Source organism: Flavobacterium enshiense DK69, from assembly GCF_000498495.1.
GTDB classification, from domain to species: domain Bacteria; phylum Bacteroidota; class Bacteroidia; order Flavobacteriales; family Flavobacteriaceae; genus Flavobacterium; species Flavobacterium enshiense.
On sequence record NZ_AVCS01000015.1, the window covers coordinates 40,194 to 54,576 of the forward strand.

The following is a 14,383-nucleotide window of genomic DNA, read 5'->3' on the forward strand; positions in this document are numbered from 1 at the left end:
TATTTAAACTAAAGAAAAATGTTACAGCCTAAAAGAACAAAATACCGTAAGGTACAGAAAGGTAAGATGAAAGGCGTTTCTCAAAGAGGACACGAGCTTTCAAATGGAATGTTTGGTATCAAATCTTTAGATTATTCATTCATTACTTCTCGTCAAATCGAAGCTGCGCGTATCGCTGCAACTCGTTACATGAAACGTGAAGGACAATTATGGATCAAAATATTTCCAGACAAACCTATCACCAAGAAACCTCTTGAAGTACGTATGGGTAAAGGTAAAGGTGCAGTTGAATACTGGGCTGCAGTTGTTAAACCAGGTAGAATTATGTTTGAAGTAGGCGGAGTGCCTTTGGCGGTTGCAAAAGAAGCATTACGTCTTGCGGCTCAAAAGATGCCTGTTAAAACTAAGTTTATCGTTGCTAGAGATTTCGAAGCATAATCAATTTTATTATGAAACAATCAGAAATTAAAGATCTATCTGCAGCTGAGTTACAAGGACAACTTAGTCAGTTAAAGAAGACATATGCCGACCTAAAAAATGCTCACGCAATTTCTCCAATTGAAAACCCATTACAGTTAAGAGCTGTAAGAAGATCAATTGCAAGAGTAGCGACTGAGTTAACTAAAAGAGAGTTACTATAATTGTATTCTTCTGAAAGATGGAAAAAAGAAATTTAAGAAAAGAAAGAATTGGTGTGGTTACTAGCAACAAAATGGAGAAATCTATTGTTGTTTCTGAAACAAGAAGAGTAAAACACCCATTATATGGTAAGTTCGTGTTAAAAACTAAAAAATACGTTGCGCACGACGAAACAAACGATTGCAATATTGGTGATACAGTAAAGATCATGGAAACAAGACCTTTATCTAAATCAAAATGTTGGAGATTAGTTGAAATCATTGAAAGAGCGAAGTAATTATGGTACAACAGGAATCGAGATTAAAAGTAGCAGATAACACGGGAGCAAAAGAAGTTTTGACAATCCGTGTTTTAGGAGGAACGAAACGTCGTTATGCCTCTGTTGGAGATAAAATTGTAGTATCTATTAAAGATGCAACACCAAACGGAAACGTTAAGAAAGGTGCTGTTTCTACTGCAGTTGTTGTACGTACCAAAAAAGAAGTGAGAAGAGCCGACGGTTCATACATCAGATTTGACGATAACGCTTGCGTATTGTTGAATGCTGCTGGTGAAATGAGAGGAACTCGTGTTTTTGGTCCTGTAGCAAGAGAACTTCGTGAAAAACAATTCATGAAAATTGTATCATTAGCACCAGAAGTGCTTTAATTCGTTTAGACAATGATAAAGCTAAAAATTAAATCTGGAGACGTGGTAAAAGTTATCGCAGGTGACCATAAAGGTGCTGAAGGTAAAGTTTTACGTGTTCTTCGCGAGAAAAATAAAGCGGTAGTTGAAGGTGTAAACATGGTTTCTAAACATACAAAACCAAGTGCTAAAAACCCTCAAGGTGGTATCGTTAAAAAAGAAGCTCCTATTCATATTTCTAACATCGCTTTAATTGATCCTAAAACTAAGTCGGCGACTAAAGTAGGAGTTAAAGTTGAAGGAGATAAGAAAGTGAGAATTTCTAAAAAATCTAATCAAGTATTATAGTCATGACTTATATACCTAGACTAAAAGAAGAATATAAGAGCAGAGTTATTGCTGCTCTTACAGAGGAGTACGGTTACAAAAACGTGATGCAGGTTCCTAAACTTGAGAAAATCGTTATCAGCCGTGGTGTTGGTGCTGCTGTGTCAGATAAGAAATTAGTTGATCACGCAGTTGAAGAGTTAACAAAAATTACTGGTCAGAAAGCTGTTGCTACTATCTCTAAAAAGGACGTTGCGTCTTTCAAATTGAGAAAAGGTATGCCGATTGGGGCTAAAGTAACTTTACGTGGAGAAAGAATGTATGAGTTCTTGGATCGTTTAATTACTTCTGCTTTACCACGTGTAAGAGATTTCGGTGGTATCAAAGCTACAGGTTTTGACGGAAGAGGAAACTACAACTTAGGTGTACTTGAGCAAATCATTTTCCCTGAAATTGATATTGATAAAGTAAACAAAATCGCTGGTTTCGATATTACTTTTGTAACTTCTGCAGACACAGACAAAGAAGCAAAATCATTATTAGCTCAATTAGGTTTACCTTTTAAAAAGAATTAAGACATGGCTAAAGAATCAATGAAAGCCCGCGAGGTTAAAAGACAAGCGTTGGTAGAAAAGTATGCTGAAAAGAGAAAAGCTTTATTAGAAGCTGGAGACTATGAAGGATTACAAAAACTGCCAAAAAATGCTTCTCCGGTACGTTTACACAATCGTTGTAAATTAACTGGAAGACCAAGAGGGTATATGCGTCAATTCGGTATTTCACGTGTTACTTTCCGTGAAATGGCTAATAGTGGATTGATTCCAGGGGTTAAAAAAGCCAGCTGGTAATTTAAAAAAGTTTATTAATTGATTGAAGGTTCGATAGGCGTGTGCCTATCGAAAACCACAATCGCAATTTTATACATATGTATACAGATCCTATTGCAGATTTTTTGACAAGAATCAGAAATGCAGTGCGTGCTAACCACAAAGTGGTTGAAATCCCTGCTTCTAATTTGAAAAAGGAAATCACTAAGATTTTATTCGACCAAGGATATATCTTAAGTTACAAATTCGATGACAGTACAGTTCAAGGTACTATCAAAATCGCTCTTAAGTATGACAAAGATACTAAAGAGTCTGTAATTAAAGATATCCAAAGAATTAGTAAACCAGGTTTACGTAAGTACGCAGGTGCCGCTAAACTACCTAGAATCTTGAATGGTTTAGGTATTGCTATCGTTTCTACTTCAAAAGGTTTAATGACCGGGAAACAGGCGAAGCAATTGAATGTTGGTGGAGAAGTTATTTGTTACGTATACTAATAAAAAGATTCAACAATGTCAAGAATAGGTAAAAGTCCAATTGCAATTCCAGCGGGTGTAACTGTAGAAGTTAACGAAGGTGTAGTTACAGTAAAAGGAAAATTAGGTCAACTTTCTCAAGAGTTTTCAGATGTTTCTGTTAAAATTGAAGAAGGAAATGTAATCGTGGAAAGATCCTCAGATCAAAAAAATGAGCGTTCTAAACACGGTTTATACAGAGCTTTAATCAACAATATGATTGTTGGTGTATCCGAAGGTTTCACTAAAGAATTAGAATTAGTGGGAGTAGGTTATAGAGCAGCTAACCAAGGTCAAAAATTGGATATCGCTTTAGGTTTTTCTCACAACATCGTTCTTGAAGTAGTTCCGGAAGTTAAAGTAGAAACAGTTTCTGAGAAAGGTAAAAACCCAATCATTAAACTAGCTTCACACGACAAACAACTTTTAGGTCAGGTTGCTGCGAAAATCAGAGGTTTCCGTAAACCAGAGCCGTACAAAGGAAAAGGAGTTAAGTTTGTGGGTGAAGTATTAAGAAGAAAAGCAGGTAAATCAGCTTAAAAACTAAGACTATGTCATTAACAAAATCGGATAGAAGACAGAGAATACAGTACAGAATCAGAAAGATCGTTAGCGGAACTGCTGCGAAACCTCGTTTGTCTGTATTCAGAAGTAACAAGGAAATCTATGCTCAAATCATAGATGACGTAAACGGTGTAACTTTAGCTGCTGCCTCTTCAAGAGAAGCTGGTGTAACTAAAGGAACTAAAATAGAAACGGCTGCATCAGTTGGAAAATTGATCGCGGAGAAGGCTTTAAAAGCAGGTATCGAAACCATCACTTTTGACAGAGGTGGAAATTTATACCACGGACGTGTTAAATCATTAGCTGAAGGCGCTAGAGAAGCCGGACTTAAATTCTAAGAATTATGTATCATAATTATAAAAACGTAGAACTGGTAAAACCTAGTGGTCTTGAGTTAAAAGATCGTTTGGTTAGTGTGAATCGTGTTACTAAAGTTACAAAAGGGGGTAGAGCTTTCGGTTTCTCCGCTATTGTAGTGGTAGGTGATGAAAACGGTGTAGTTGGTCACGGTTTAGGGAAATCTAAAGATGTTTCTGAGGCTATTGCAAAAGCAGTAGAAGATGCTAAGAAAAATCTAGTGAGAATTCCTTTGAGTGGTCAGTCTGTGCCTCACGAACAAAAAGGTAAATTTGGTGGAGCAAGAGTATTATTGATGCCAGCTTCTCACGGTACTGGAGTAATTGCCGGTGGTGCAGTTCGTTCAGTATTGGAGTCTGTAGGTATTCACGACGTATTGTCGAAATCTCAAGGTTCTTCAAACCCTCACAATGTTGTTAAAGCTACTTTTGACGCTTTATTACAAATGAGAAGCGCTCACACTGTTGCAAAACAAAGAGGAGTGTCTTTAGAAAAAGTATTCAAAGGTTAATTCAAGGAAATTATGGCAAAAATAATAGTAAAACAAGTTAGAAGTCAAATCAACTGTCCTCTTACTCAAAAGAGAACGCTTGAGGCTTTAGGTCTTAAAAGATTAGGACAAGTTGTGGAGCATGATGCAAATTCTGCTATCCTTGGAATGGTAAATAAAGTTAAACACTTGGTTTCTGTAGAAGAAACTAAATAACATTAATAGTTATGAATTTAAGTAACTTACAACCGGCTGAAGGGTCAACTCACAATCAGAATAAAAGATTAGGTAGAGGAGAAGGTTCTGGAAAAGGTGGTACTGCTGCACGTGGTCACAAAGGAGCAAAATCTCGTTCTGGTTATTCTAAAAAGATTGGATTTGAAGGAGGTCAGATGCCACTTCAAAGACGTGTACCTAAGTTTGGTTTCAAAAACATCAACCGTGTAGCATATCAAGGCGTAAACCTTTCTACATTACAGTTGCTTGTTGATAACGGAATTGTTACTGATACTGTGGATTTCGCAGTTTTAGTTGAAAACCGTTTGGCAACCAAAAATGAGCTTGTAAAGATATTAGGAGGAGGAGAGCTTAAAACAAAATTAAAAGTAACTGCTCACAAATTTACTGCGACTGCAAAAGCGGCTATCGAGGCTGCAGGTGGAGAAGCTGTAACTTTATAAACTAATATACCACGATGAAGAAGTTTATAGAATCGTTTGTCAATGTTTGGAAAATTGAAGAATTAAAAAATAAAATTTTAATTACTTTAGGAATGTTAGTTGTGTACCGTTTTGGTGCACAAGTAACATTGCCAGGTATTGATGCTACTAAATTGCAAAATTTATCGACTCAAACTGATCAAGGTATAGGATGGTTAATCAATGTGTTTACAGGTGGTGCGTTTTCGCAAGCATCTGTATTTGCATTGGGTATCATGCCATATATTTCTGCGTCTATCGTTGTGCAGTTAATGGGTATTGCTATCCCTTACCTGCAAAAACTTCAAAAAGACGGAGAAAGTGGTAGGAAGAAAATTAACCAAATCACTAGATGGTTAACTATCGGTATTACTTTATTGCAAGGACCGGGTTACATTTATAACCTGTACAAACAATTACCGGCAGATGCTTTCTTATTAGGGTTTAACTCTTTCTCATTCATATTCTCATCTGTTATCATCTTGACAACAGGTACGATATTCGCAATGTGGTTAGGAGAAAAAATCACCGATAAAGGAATCGGAAACGGTATTTCGTTATTGATCATGGTAGGGATCTTGGCTCGTTTGCCACAGGCATTCATTCAGGAATTCTCTTCCCGTGTAACTGAGAATAACGGTGGACCAATGTTAATTGTTCTTGAGGTAATTATTTGGTTATTGATCATTATTGCCTGTATCTTATTGACCATGGCTGTTAGAAAAATTCCGGTTCAGTACGCAAGACGAACTGCAACAGGAGATTTCGAACAGGATGCAATGGGAGGTAACAGACAATGGATTCCGTTAAAGCTTAATGCTTCCGGAGTTATGCCGATTATCTTTGCGCAGGCAATCATGTTTATTCCTGCTGCAGTAGCTGGTTTATCTACATCAGATGCCGCTCAGACTATTACTACCAGCTTCCAAAATATCTTTGGATGGCAGTATAATTTAGTTTTTGCTTTGTTAATCATAATTTTTACTTACTTTTACACCGCGATTACGGTACCTACAAATAAAATGGCTGACGACTTGAAGAGAAGTGGCGGTTTTATTCCGGGTATCAAACCAGGTGTGGAAACAGGTGATTATCTTGATAAAATCATGTCATTGCTAACCTTTCCGGGCTCGTTATTCCTTGCTTTGATTGCTGTGTTCCCAGCTATTGCGGTAAGTTTGATCGGTGTTCAACAAGGATGGGCTATGTTTTATGGCGGAACATCATTGTTAATTATGGTGGGAGTTGCAATCGATACTATTCAACAAATAAATTCTTATTTATTGAATAAGCATTATGATGGATTGATGAAAAGTGGTAAAAATAGAAAAGCGGTAGCTTAATTTTTATGGCAAAACAATCAGCAATAGAACAAGACGGATCAATCATTGAAGCATTGTCAAATGCGATGTTCCGTGTAGAATTAGAAAATGGACATATAGTAATTGCTCATATTTCCGGGAAGATGCGAATGCATTACATCAAATTATTACCTGGTGATAAAGTGAAACTGGAGATGAGCCCTTACGATTTGTCAAAAGCAAGAATTACTTATAGATACTAAAGGCTATTAAAATGAAAGTAAGAGCATCAGTTAAAAAAAGAAGTGCCGAGTGCATTATCGTGCGTAGAAAAGGAAGATTATACGTTATAAACAAAAAGAATCCTAGATTTAAACAAAGACAAGGATAATTATGGCAAGAATAGCAGGGGTAGATATACCTAAAAACAAAAGAGGAGTTATTGCTCTAACCTATATCTTCGGAATTGGTAGCAGCAGAGCTAAAGATATCTTAGAAAAAGCTAACGTTAGCGAGGATAAAAAAGTTCAAGATTGGAATGACGACGAGATCGGAGCTATCCGTGATGCCGTTTCTTATTACAAAATTGAAGGAGAGTTACGTTCTGAAGTTTCTTTAAACATCAAACGTTTAATGGATATCGGATGTTACAGAGGAATCCGTCACAGAGCTGGTCTTCCTTTAAGAGGACAAAGAACTAAGAACAATTCCAGAACAAGAAAAGGTAAAAGAAAAACTGTTGCTAACAAGAAAAAAGCAACTAAATAATAAGTAGTAGTATGGCTAAGGCAAGTACAAAAAAACGTAAAGTTATCGTTGAATCAACGGGCGAAGCACATATTAATGCGACTTTTAACAACATCATCATTTCTTTGACTAACAAGAAAGGTGAAGTTATTTCTTGGTCTTCAGCTGGTAAAATGGGCTTTAGAGGTTCTAAAAAGAACACTCCATATGCAGCTCAGATGGCCGCAGAAGATTGTAGCAAAGTAGCGTTAGAAGCTGGTCTTAAAAAAGTAAAAGTTTACGTTAAAGGTCCAGGAAATGGTAGAGAATCTGCCATCAGATCTATTCACAACGGAGGAATTGAAGTTACTGAAATCATCGACGTAACTCCAATGCCGCACAACGGATGTCGTCCTCCGAAAAGAAGAAGAGTTTAATTTTATAGTATAACCAAGGTAGGAGTAAAAGATTATCGGAGGATGCGACCTGAATTCATAATCCCTACCTTTTTTAATTTTTAGCAATGGCAAGATATACTGGTCCAAAAACAAAAATTGCTCGTAAATTCGGCGAAGCAATCTTCGGAGACGATAGAGCTTTCGAAAAAAGAAATTACCCTCCAGGGCAACATGGTTTAGCCAAAAAGAGAGGTAAAAAATCAGAGTACGCTGTACAGTTAATGGAAAAGCAAAAAGCAAAGTACACTTACGGTATTCTTGAAAAACAATTCAGAAATTTATATGAAAAAGCAGCTGCGTCTAAAGGGGTAACAGGTGAAATCCTTTTACAACTTTGTGAAGCAAGATTAGACAACGTTGTGTACAGAATGGGTATTGCTCCTTCTCGTCGTGCGGCTCGTCAAATCGTTGGTCACAGACACATCACTGTAAATGGAGAGGTAGTAAACATTTCGTCTTACCACTTAAAACCAGGTGATAAAGTTGCCGTTCGTGAAAAGTCAAAATCTCTTGAGGCTATCGAACGTTCGTTATCTAATTCTAGCGCTGTTTACGAATGGATTACTTGGAATAATGACACTAAAGAAGGTACTTTTGTTTCTGTACCTCAAAGACTTCAGATTCCAGAAAACATTAAAGAGCAGTTAATCGTAGAGTTGTACAACAAATAATAATTAGACATCAGTCGAAATAAATATGGCAATATTTAATTTTCAGAAGCCCGATAAAGTTATCATGATCGATTCAACCGATTTTGAAGGTAAACTTGAATTTAGACCTTTAGAACCGGGTTATGGATTGACTATTGGTAACGCATTAAGACGTGTTTTGCTTTCTTCTTTGGAAGGTTATGCAATTACTTCAGTACGTATAGAAGGTGTTGAACACGAATTCTCTACTATTTCTGGGGTGGTTGAAGATGTTACGGAAATTATCCTTAACCTTAAACAAGTACGTTTCAAGCGTCAGATTGAGGATATCGATAACGAATCTGTATCTATCTCCTTCTCAGGTAAAGACCAATTAACTGCAGGTGATTTCCAAAAATTCATCTCAGGTTTCCAGGTGTTGAACCCGGAATTGGTTATCTGTAACCTTGATAGTAAAATCACTATCAACATGGAATTAACTATCGAGAAAGGTCGTGGTTATGTTCCTGCAGAAGAAAACAAAAAACAAAACGCAGCTATAGGAACTATTTTTACAGACTCTATCTATACACCGGTAAAGAATGTAAAATATTCAATTGAAAACTTCCGTGTAGAGCAAAAAACCGATTATGAAAAATTGGTTTTTGAAATCATCACTGACGGTTCAATCCATCCTAAAGATGCCTTAACAGAAGCAGCTAAAACATTGATTCATCACTTTATGTTGTTCTCTGACGAAAGAATCACGCTTGAGGCTGATGAAATTGCTCAAACGGAATCCTATGACGAAGAGTCATTGCACATGAGACAATTGCTTAAAACTAAGCTTGTTGATATGGATTTGTCGGTAAGAGCATTAAATTGTTTGAAAGCGGCTGAAGTTGAAACACTTGGTGATTTAGTATCATTCAACAAAAATGATTTAATGAAGTTCCGTAACTTCGGTAAAAAATCATTAACAGAGTTAGACGAATTAGTTGCTGTTAAAGGTTTGAATTTCGGAATGGATTTAGCTAAATACAAATTAGATAAAGAATAAATTACTTCATATTTTGCGCTCCCAAGAGGATTGAAGCAAGATGAAGGTTAAAAAACTAGGTCATGAGACACGGAAAAAAAGTAAATCATTTAAGCAGACAAACTGGTCACAGAAAGGCGATGCTTGCTAATATGGCTTGTTCGTTAATCGAGCACAAGCGTATTAATACTACAGTTGCTAAAGCTAAAGCTTTAAAACAATTCGTAGAGCCACTTATTACAAAATCAAAAGAAGATACAACTCACAACCGTCGTATCGTTTTCTCTTACTTGAGAAACAAATATGGTGTTACTGAGTTATTCAGAGAAGTTGCTGCGAAAGTAGGAGACCGTCCAGGTGGATATACTCGTATCATCAAGTTAGGAAACCGTCTTGGGGATAACGCTGATATGGCAATGATCGAATTAGTAGACTTCAACGAATTGTACAACGGAGGTAAAAAAGAAGTTAAAAAAGCAACTACTCGTCGTGGTAGAGCTAAAAAAACTGAAGCTACTCCAGAAGCTCCTGCAGCTGAGGCTACGGAAAACACTGAAGCTACTGAATAATCATGAAACAATTGATTTTTCAATAAAAATTAAGGATGAACTTTTTAGAGTTTGTCCTTTTTTTTTGCCAATTTTTCTCCTTTTTGAGGGGAGTGCCTAGTAAGGTCGGGTCCATTTGGAGCGCGACTTTGGGCATTTTTTTTGCCATGTTCCCGCTGTCCGCTGTATTTTTCTGTCAGGCAGGTTTTGTAGAACCTGCCTGACAGAAAAGATGCCGCTCCCATCGAGGCTAAAGAAAAACTTTCGGCTTCTTTTAAACGAAATTTTTTTAACGGCAGAATTTGAATTAAATTTGCACAACTTTTTACAACACAACTACAGAGATGAAATATTCAAATCGAAATCAAGCACTTCTTTTGTTAAATGACGGAACGGTTTTTTACGGAAAATCTATCGGAATCGAAGGGAAAACATTCGGAGAAGTATGCTTCAACACCGGGATGACAGGATATCAGGAAATCTTTACCGATCCTTCTTACTTCGGTCAGATCATGGTGGCGACCAACGCACACATTGGAAACTACGGTGTACATGCCGATGAAACCGATTCAGACAGTATCAAAATTTCAGGTTTGGTTTGTAAAAACTTCAGTTTTAACTATTCAAGACCAGACGCGGAAGGAAGTTTGATGGAATACTTCGAAAAAGTAAACCTGGTTGCTATTTCCGATGTAGATACCAGAGCTTTGGTTTCTTATATCCGTGACCATGGTGCTCAAAACGCCGTAATCTGTACTGACGGAACTCCGGTTGAAGAATTGAAAAAATTATTGGCCGATGTGCCAAACATGAAAGGTTTGGAATTGGCATCTGCCGTTTCAACGAAAGAGGCTTATTTCTTCGGTAACGAAAACGCAACGTATAAAGTAGCAGCTTTGGATTTAGGGATCAAAACCAACATCCTTCGTTGTTTGGCAGAAAGAGACTGTTATATTAAAGTATTCCCGTACAACGCGACATTTGAAGAGTTGAAAGCTTTCAATCCTGATGGTTACTTCTTGTCGAACGGTCCTGGTGATCCGGAACCATTGAAAGGTGTACAACAGGTTGCGCTTCAAATCATCGCGGAAAACAAACCGGTTTTCGGGATTTGTCTAGGGCACCAAACATTAGCTTTGGCAAACGGGATTTCAACCTATAAAATGTTCAACGGTCACCGCGGTATCAACCACCCGGTGATGAATGTAATCACTAACAGAGGTGAAATCACTTCTCAAAACCACGGTTTCGCGGTAAACAGAGAAGAGTTGGAACAACACCCTGATTTCGAAATCACGCATTTGCATTTAAATGATGGAACAGTTGCCGGTATGCGCATGAAAAACAAAGCGGTTTTCTCGGTGCAGTATCACCCTGAAGCAAGTCCGGGACCACACGATGCCCGTTATTTATTCGATCAGTTTGTAGACAATATCAAAGAAAGTAAATAATAATTCGCATTAGCGATAGCAAAATAAAAGACAGTATTATGAGCATGATTATCAAAGTTCACGCAAGACAAATATTAGATTCAAGAGGAAATCCAACGGTTGAAGTGGATGTTATTACAGAAAACGGCATTTTAGGAAGAGCCGCTGTACCATCAGGTGCATCAACCGGAGAACATGAAGCGGTAGAATTACGCGACGGCGGAAAAGCGTTCATGGGTAAAGGGGTTTTGAAAGCTGTTGAGAACGTGAATATGACTATTGCATCGGAATTGGTTGGAATGTCGGTTTTTGAGCAAAATGCGATTGATAAAATGATGATCGAATTGGATGGTACGCCGAACAAATCCAATTTGGGTGCGAATGCAATTCTTGGAGTGTCATTGGCTGTGGCAAAAGCTGCTGCTAACGAATTAGGATTGCCATTGTACCGTTACGTAGGTGGTGTTTCTGCTAACACGCTTCCGGTTCCAATGATGAACATTATCAATGGAGGTTCACACTCTGATGCGCCTATCGCGTTCCAGGAGTTTATGATCATGCCGGTGAAAGCTCAGAATTTTACACATGCGATGCAAATGGGTACGGAAATCTTCCATAACCTTAAAAAAGTATTACACGATAGAAACCTTTCTACAGCTGTAGGAGACGAAGGTGGATTTGCGCCAAACTTAGCTGGAGGAACAGAAGATGCTTTGGATTCTATCAAATTGGCGGTAGAAAATGCAGGTTACACTTTTGGTGATGATATTAAGATTGCTTTAGACTGTGCGGCTTCTGAATTCTACGTAAACGGTAAATACGATTACACGAAATTTGAAGGTGAAACGGGTAAAATCAGAACATCAGAAGAGCAAGCTGATTATTTAGCTGAATTATGTGCTAAATATCCAATTATTTCCATCGAGGACGGTATGTACGAAGATGACTGGGCTGGTTGGAAATACTTGACAGAGAAAATCGGAGACAAAGTGCAATTGGTTGGGGATGATTTGTTTGTAACCAATGTACAGCGTCTTTCTCAGGGAATCGAGCAGAATATCGCAAATTCTATCCTAATTAAAGTAAACCAAATCGGAACTCTGACTGAAACTATCGCAGCAGTTAATATGGCACACAATGCTGGTTATACTTCGGTAATGTCTCACCGTTCCGGAGAAACTGAGGATAATACGATTGCTGATTTAGCAGTGGCTTTAAACTGTGGTCAAATCAAGACCGGATCAGCTTCCCGTTCTGACCGTATGTCAAAATACAATCAGCTGTTGCGCATTGAGGAAGAATTAGCTGAAGTGGCTTATTTTCCGAAAGAAAAAGCATTCAAAATAAAAAAATAGTTTTTTAGTATAAAAAGTATTAAACCTGATAGGGAAACCTGTCAGGTTTTTTTGTTGGTAACAAACAGGTTGTGTGTTTTGTCGGGTTGTTTTTTAATCAGATAAGTTTTGTAGGCAATAAGTTTTTTTTTTTTTTTTTTATTCTAAGAGAGAAAGAATTTTATGTTTGCTACACTCTTTGGTTTGTTATTGGGGGCATATGTTTGTCGATTTGGCGGTATTCTTTAATTATAGATCAAAGAAGTTTGTCTCTCAATCAGGCCGAATAACAGAATATTATCAAAGAATTTTATAGTGAAGAAGCTTGGGAAGTTGTTGTTAAAAAAATAAACAAATAAAAAGAAAATCGTTAAAAAACAAAACATGGGACAGATTTAGAAACGATTTGGTTGTATTTAATTTTAGATTTGTGGTTAATAAAAAACTATTAATTTATGAAAAAAATTTACCAATTAGTTCTTTTGATTATAGGTTGGAGTTCTGCTTCAGTGGCTCAAACTACAATTCCAATATATTCAAATGTGCTTTTTTATGATGGTTATGCGGGGTTAGTGTCAGCACCAACACCAGCGGGTGTTGTTAGGTTAAGAAATGATTTGTTTACCAGAAAAATGACGGCAAGCGAATTGGCCCAGATAGGAAGCACATTGTCTATAAATGTATCTATATCTGCGGCATGCGATAATTACGATAGAATAGGCAATGTGAATCTGGCCTTAGTTCCAAAAGGTGCAACAAGCTACAATCCGGCTACTACTAAACGATTAGAATTAGGAAGGTATATTACTCCCTTTATGAATAAAAATGTGGCTCCAAATATGGTTCCTTATACTTTTAACGTAGATAATGTTGCTAAAATATTGACGGATCCTTCTCTCAATGCGTTGTATGATTTCTGGGTGGAATTTGAATTGTTTGGAGTTCCGTACGCTGCTCAAACACAAATTGCTGGTTGCTCAGGCAGGAATGATGTGTTTTTTGGTACCGTGAATTTTATCACAAGTGGGTTTTCATTCGTTGAAGATAATGTGTCTCTGCTGCCTTTGAATTTCAAAAAAGATTTGAATAATTATCAAGCTGCGGCTACAGATGTGCTTGGTCAAACCGTAAGAACAGTAAACTTTACGCTGTCATCTGCAATACGTAATTCAAAGTTTCACTTGATTACATCAAATCATGGCGCTAATAATGGAGGAGAAGAATATAACAGACGTCAGCATTATATCTACTTAGATAATAATCAAATTTTGAATTATTTACCAGGAGAGCCTACTTGTGAACCTTATAGGATTTATAACACGCAGGGAAATGGTATCTATGGCCCCTCTCCAAGGACTAATGCTGTTTGGCAATCTTTTAGCAATTGGTGTCCAGGTGCAGTTATTCCTATCAGAACAGTTGATTTGGGTAATTTAGCCGCAGGTTCGCACTCGTTTAAAATTTCTGTCCCCACTGCCGTTTTTGTTGATGGTCAAGGTTATATTCCTGTTTCTGTGTATTTGCAGGGAGAGGGTGCTACGTTAGGTGTGGTAGATCACGATGTTGTGTCGTATGATGTTTTTCCAAACCCTACTAAGGGAATTGTCAATATAAATTGCAACAATACTATAAAAACATTACAATTGTTTGATGCTCAAGGAAGGCTAATTGATTCTAAAGTTGTCAATGACCTTAATTCTAAAATTGATATTTCGAATAACTCGAAAGGTGTGTATTTTTTGAGAATTGAAGCTGAAAACGGAGTGTTTTCTGAAAAAATAATTAAAGAGTAATTTTTTTTCAATTTTAAAAATTGTTGAATATTCTCTATTTTAAACAAATTAAAAAACCCACGAAAATTGTTTCGTGGGTTT

Annotated in this window: 24 protein-coding genes; all 24 read left to right on the top strand. The window is 37.1% G+C overall.

Translation table 11 applies throughout. The features are described 5' to 3' along the window. Nucleotides 1-18: 18 nt before the first annotated feature. The 24 genes from rplP (at nucleotide 19) to FEDK69T_RS10190 (ending at nucleotide 14,302) form a co-directional block, all read left to right on the top strand. Nucleotides 19-438 (top strand): 50S ribosomal protein L16, encoded by a 420-nt coding sequence (gene rplP / locus FEDK69T_RS10075; RefSeq protein ID WP_035629573.1) that lies wholly within the window; start codon nucleotides 19-21, stop codon nucleotides 436-438. 11 nt (nucleotides 439-449) lie between these two features. After that, entirely contained in the window at nucleotides 450-641 is a 192-nt protein-coding gene (gene rpmC / locus FEDK69T_RS10080) for a 50S ribosomal protein L29 (RefSeq protein ID WP_023574064.1), read from the top strand. A gap of 17 nt (nucleotides 642-658) precedes the next feature. Further along, nucleotides 659-916, top strand: coding sequence for a 30S ribosomal protein S17 (gene rpsQ, locus FEDK69T_RS10085; RefSeq protein ID WP_023570336.1), 258 nt, complete (start codon nucleotides 659-661; stop codon nucleotides 914-916). 2 nt (nucleotides 917-918) lie between these two features. Next, nucleotides 919-1,287 (top strand): 50S ribosomal protein L14, encoded by a 369-nt coding sequence (rplN, locus tag FEDK69T_RS10090; RefSeq protein ID WP_007803649.1) that lies wholly within the window; start codon nucleotides 919-921, stop codon nucleotides 1,285-1,287. A gap of 12 nt (nucleotides 1,288-1,299) precedes the next feature. Continuing rightward, nucleotides 1,300-1,614: a 50S ribosomal protein L24 gene (gene rplX / locus FEDK69T_RS10095; RefSeq protein WP_023574065.1), complete on the top strand. Its 315-nt coding sequence runs from the start codon at nucleotides 1,300-1,302 to the stop codon at nucleotides 1,612-1,614. Nucleotides 1,615-1,616: 2 nt separating this feature from the next. Further along, nucleotides 1,617-2,168: a 50S ribosomal protein L5 gene (gene rplE, locus FEDK69T_RS10100; RefSeq protein WP_035629576.1), complete on the top strand. Its 552-nt coding sequence runs from the start codon at nucleotides 1,617-1,619 to the stop codon at nucleotides 2,166-2,168. A 3-nt stretch (nucleotides 2,169-2,171) separates the two neighbouring features. Next, on the top strand, nucleotides 2,172-2,441 hold the full coding sequence (rpsN, locus tag FEDK69T_RS10105) for a 30S ribosomal protein S14 (protein ID WP_023574067.1): 270 nt from the start codon (nucleotides 2,172-2,174) through the stop codon (nucleotides 2,439-2,441). 77 nt (nucleotides 2,442-2,518) lie between these two features. Beyond that, complete coding sequence (gene rpsH, locus FEDK69T_RS10110; RefSeq protein WP_035629579.1) at nucleotides 2,519-2,917, top strand: 30S ribosomal protein S8; 399 nt, start codon at nucleotides 2,519-2,521, stop codon at nucleotides 2,915-2,917. Between the two features lie 15 nt (nucleotides 2,918-2,932). Continuing rightward, the gene (gene rplF, locus FEDK69T_RS10115; protein WP_023574069.1) at nucleotides 2,933-3,475 is read left to right on the top strand and encodes a 50S ribosomal protein L6; all 543 of its coding nucleotides are present in this window, start codon (nucleotides 2,933-2,935) and stop codon (nucleotides 3,473-3,475) included. Between the two features lie 11 nt (nucleotides 3,476-3,486). Beyond that, nucleotides 3,487-3,837: a 50S ribosomal protein L18 gene (gene rplR / locus FEDK69T_RS10120; protein ID WP_023574070.1), complete on the top strand. Its 351-nt coding sequence runs from the start codon at nucleotides 3,487-3,489 to the stop codon at nucleotides 3,835-3,837. A gap of 5 nt (nucleotides 3,838-3,842) precedes the next feature. After that, entirely contained in the window at nucleotides 3,843-4,367 is a 525-nt protein-coding gene (rpsE, locus tag FEDK69T_RS10125; protein WP_023574071.1) for a 30S ribosomal protein S5, read from the top strand. Between the two features lie 12 nt (nucleotides 4,368-4,379). Then, nucleotides 4,380-4,562 carry a 50S ribosomal protein L30 gene (rpmD, locus tag FEDK69T_RS10130; RefSeq protein ID WP_023574072.1) on the top strand — a complete coding sequence of 61 codons (183 nt, stop codon included), beginning with the start codon at nucleotides 4,380-4,382 and terminating at the stop codon, nucleotides 4,560-4,562. An 11-nt stretch (nucleotides 4,563-4,573) separates the two neighbouring features. Then, the gene (gene rplO, locus FEDK69T_RS10135) at nucleotides 4,574-5,026 is read left to right on the top strand and encodes a 50S ribosomal protein L15 (protein WP_023574073.1); all 453 of its coding nucleotides are present in this window, start codon (nucleotides 4,574-4,576) and stop codon (nucleotides 5,024-5,026) included. A gap of 14 nt (nucleotides 5,027-5,040) precedes the next feature. Further along, nucleotides 5,041-6,387: a preprotein translocase subunit SecY gene (gene secY / locus FEDK69T_RS10140; protein WP_023574074.1), complete on the top strand. Its 1,347-nt coding sequence runs from the start codon at nucleotides 5,041-5,043 to the stop codon at nucleotides 6,385-6,387. Between the two features lie 5 nt (nucleotides 6,388-6,392). Beyond that, complete coding sequence (gene infA / locus FEDK69T_RS10145; RefSeq protein ID WP_007136545.1) at nucleotides 6,393-6,608, top strand: translation initiation factor IF-1; 216 nt, start codon at nucleotides 6,393-6,395, stop codon at nucleotides 6,606-6,608. An 11-nt stretch (nucleotides 6,609-6,619) separates the two neighbouring features. Continuing rightward, the gene (gene ykgO, locus FEDK69T_RS15720) at nucleotides 6,620-6,736 is read left to right on the top strand and encodes a type B 50S ribosomal protein L36 (RefSeq protein WP_002987490.1); all 117 of its coding nucleotides are present in this window, start codon (nucleotides 6,620-6,622) and stop codon (nucleotides 6,734-6,736) included. A 2-nt stretch (nucleotides 6,737-6,738) separates the two neighbouring features. Then, complete coding sequence (rpsM, locus tag FEDK69T_RS10150) at nucleotides 6,739-7,113, top strand: 30S ribosomal protein S13 (protein WP_023574075.1); 375 nt, start codon at nucleotides 6,739-6,741, stop codon at nucleotides 7,111-7,113. Nucleotides 7,114-7,124: 11 nt separating this feature from the next. Continuing rightward, nucleotides 7,125-7,508: a 30S ribosomal protein S11 gene (gene rpsK / locus FEDK69T_RS10155; RefSeq protein WP_023574076.1), complete on the top strand. Its 384-nt coding sequence runs from the start codon at nucleotides 7,125-7,127 to the stop codon at nucleotides 7,506-7,508. 86 nt (nucleotides 7,509-7,594) lie between these two features. Continuing rightward, complete coding sequence (gene rpsD / locus FEDK69T_RS10160) at nucleotides 7,595-8,200, top strand: 30S ribosomal protein S4 (protein ID WP_023574077.1); 606 nt, start codon at nucleotides 7,595-7,597, stop codon at nucleotides 8,198-8,200. 25 nt (nucleotides 8,201-8,225) lie between these two features. After that, on the top strand, nucleotides 8,226-9,218 hold the full coding sequence (locus FEDK69T_RS10165; RefSeq protein WP_035656363.1) for a DNA-directed RNA polymerase subunit alpha: 993 nt from the start codon (nucleotides 8,226-8,228) through the stop codon (nucleotides 9,216-9,218). Between the two features lie 62 nt (nucleotides 9,219-9,280). Continuing rightward, nucleotides 9,281-9,766, top strand: coding sequence for a 50S ribosomal protein L17 (gene rplQ, locus FEDK69T_RS10170; protein ID WP_023574079.1), 486 nt, complete (start codon nucleotides 9,281-9,283; stop codon nucleotides 9,764-9,766). Between the two features lie 323 nt (nucleotides 9,767-10,089). Further along, nucleotides 10,090-11,196: a glutamine-hydrolyzing carbamoyl-phosphate synthase small subunit gene (gene carA, locus FEDK69T_RS10180; protein WP_023574081.1), complete on the top strand. Its 1,107-nt coding sequence runs from the start codon at nucleotides 10,090-10,092 to the stop codon at nucleotides 11,194-11,196. Nucleotides 11,197-11,234: 38 nt separating this feature from the next. Further along, nucleotides 11,235-12,530 carry a phosphopyruvate hydratase gene (gene eno, locus FEDK69T_RS10185; RefSeq protein ID WP_023574082.1) on the top strand — a complete coding sequence of 432 codons (1,296 nt, stop codon included), beginning with the start codon at nucleotides 11,235-11,237 and terminating at the stop codon, nucleotides 12,528-12,530. Nucleotides 12,531-12,964: 434 nt separating this feature from the next. Continuing rightward, the gene (locus FEDK69T_RS10190) at nucleotides 12,965-14,302 is read left to right on the top strand and encodes a peptide-N-glycosidase F-related protein (protein ID WP_023574083.1); all 1,338 of its coding nucleotides are present in this window, start codon (nucleotides 12,965-12,967) and stop codon (nucleotides 14,300-14,302) included. Nucleotides 14,303-14,383: the final 81 nt, after the last annotated feature.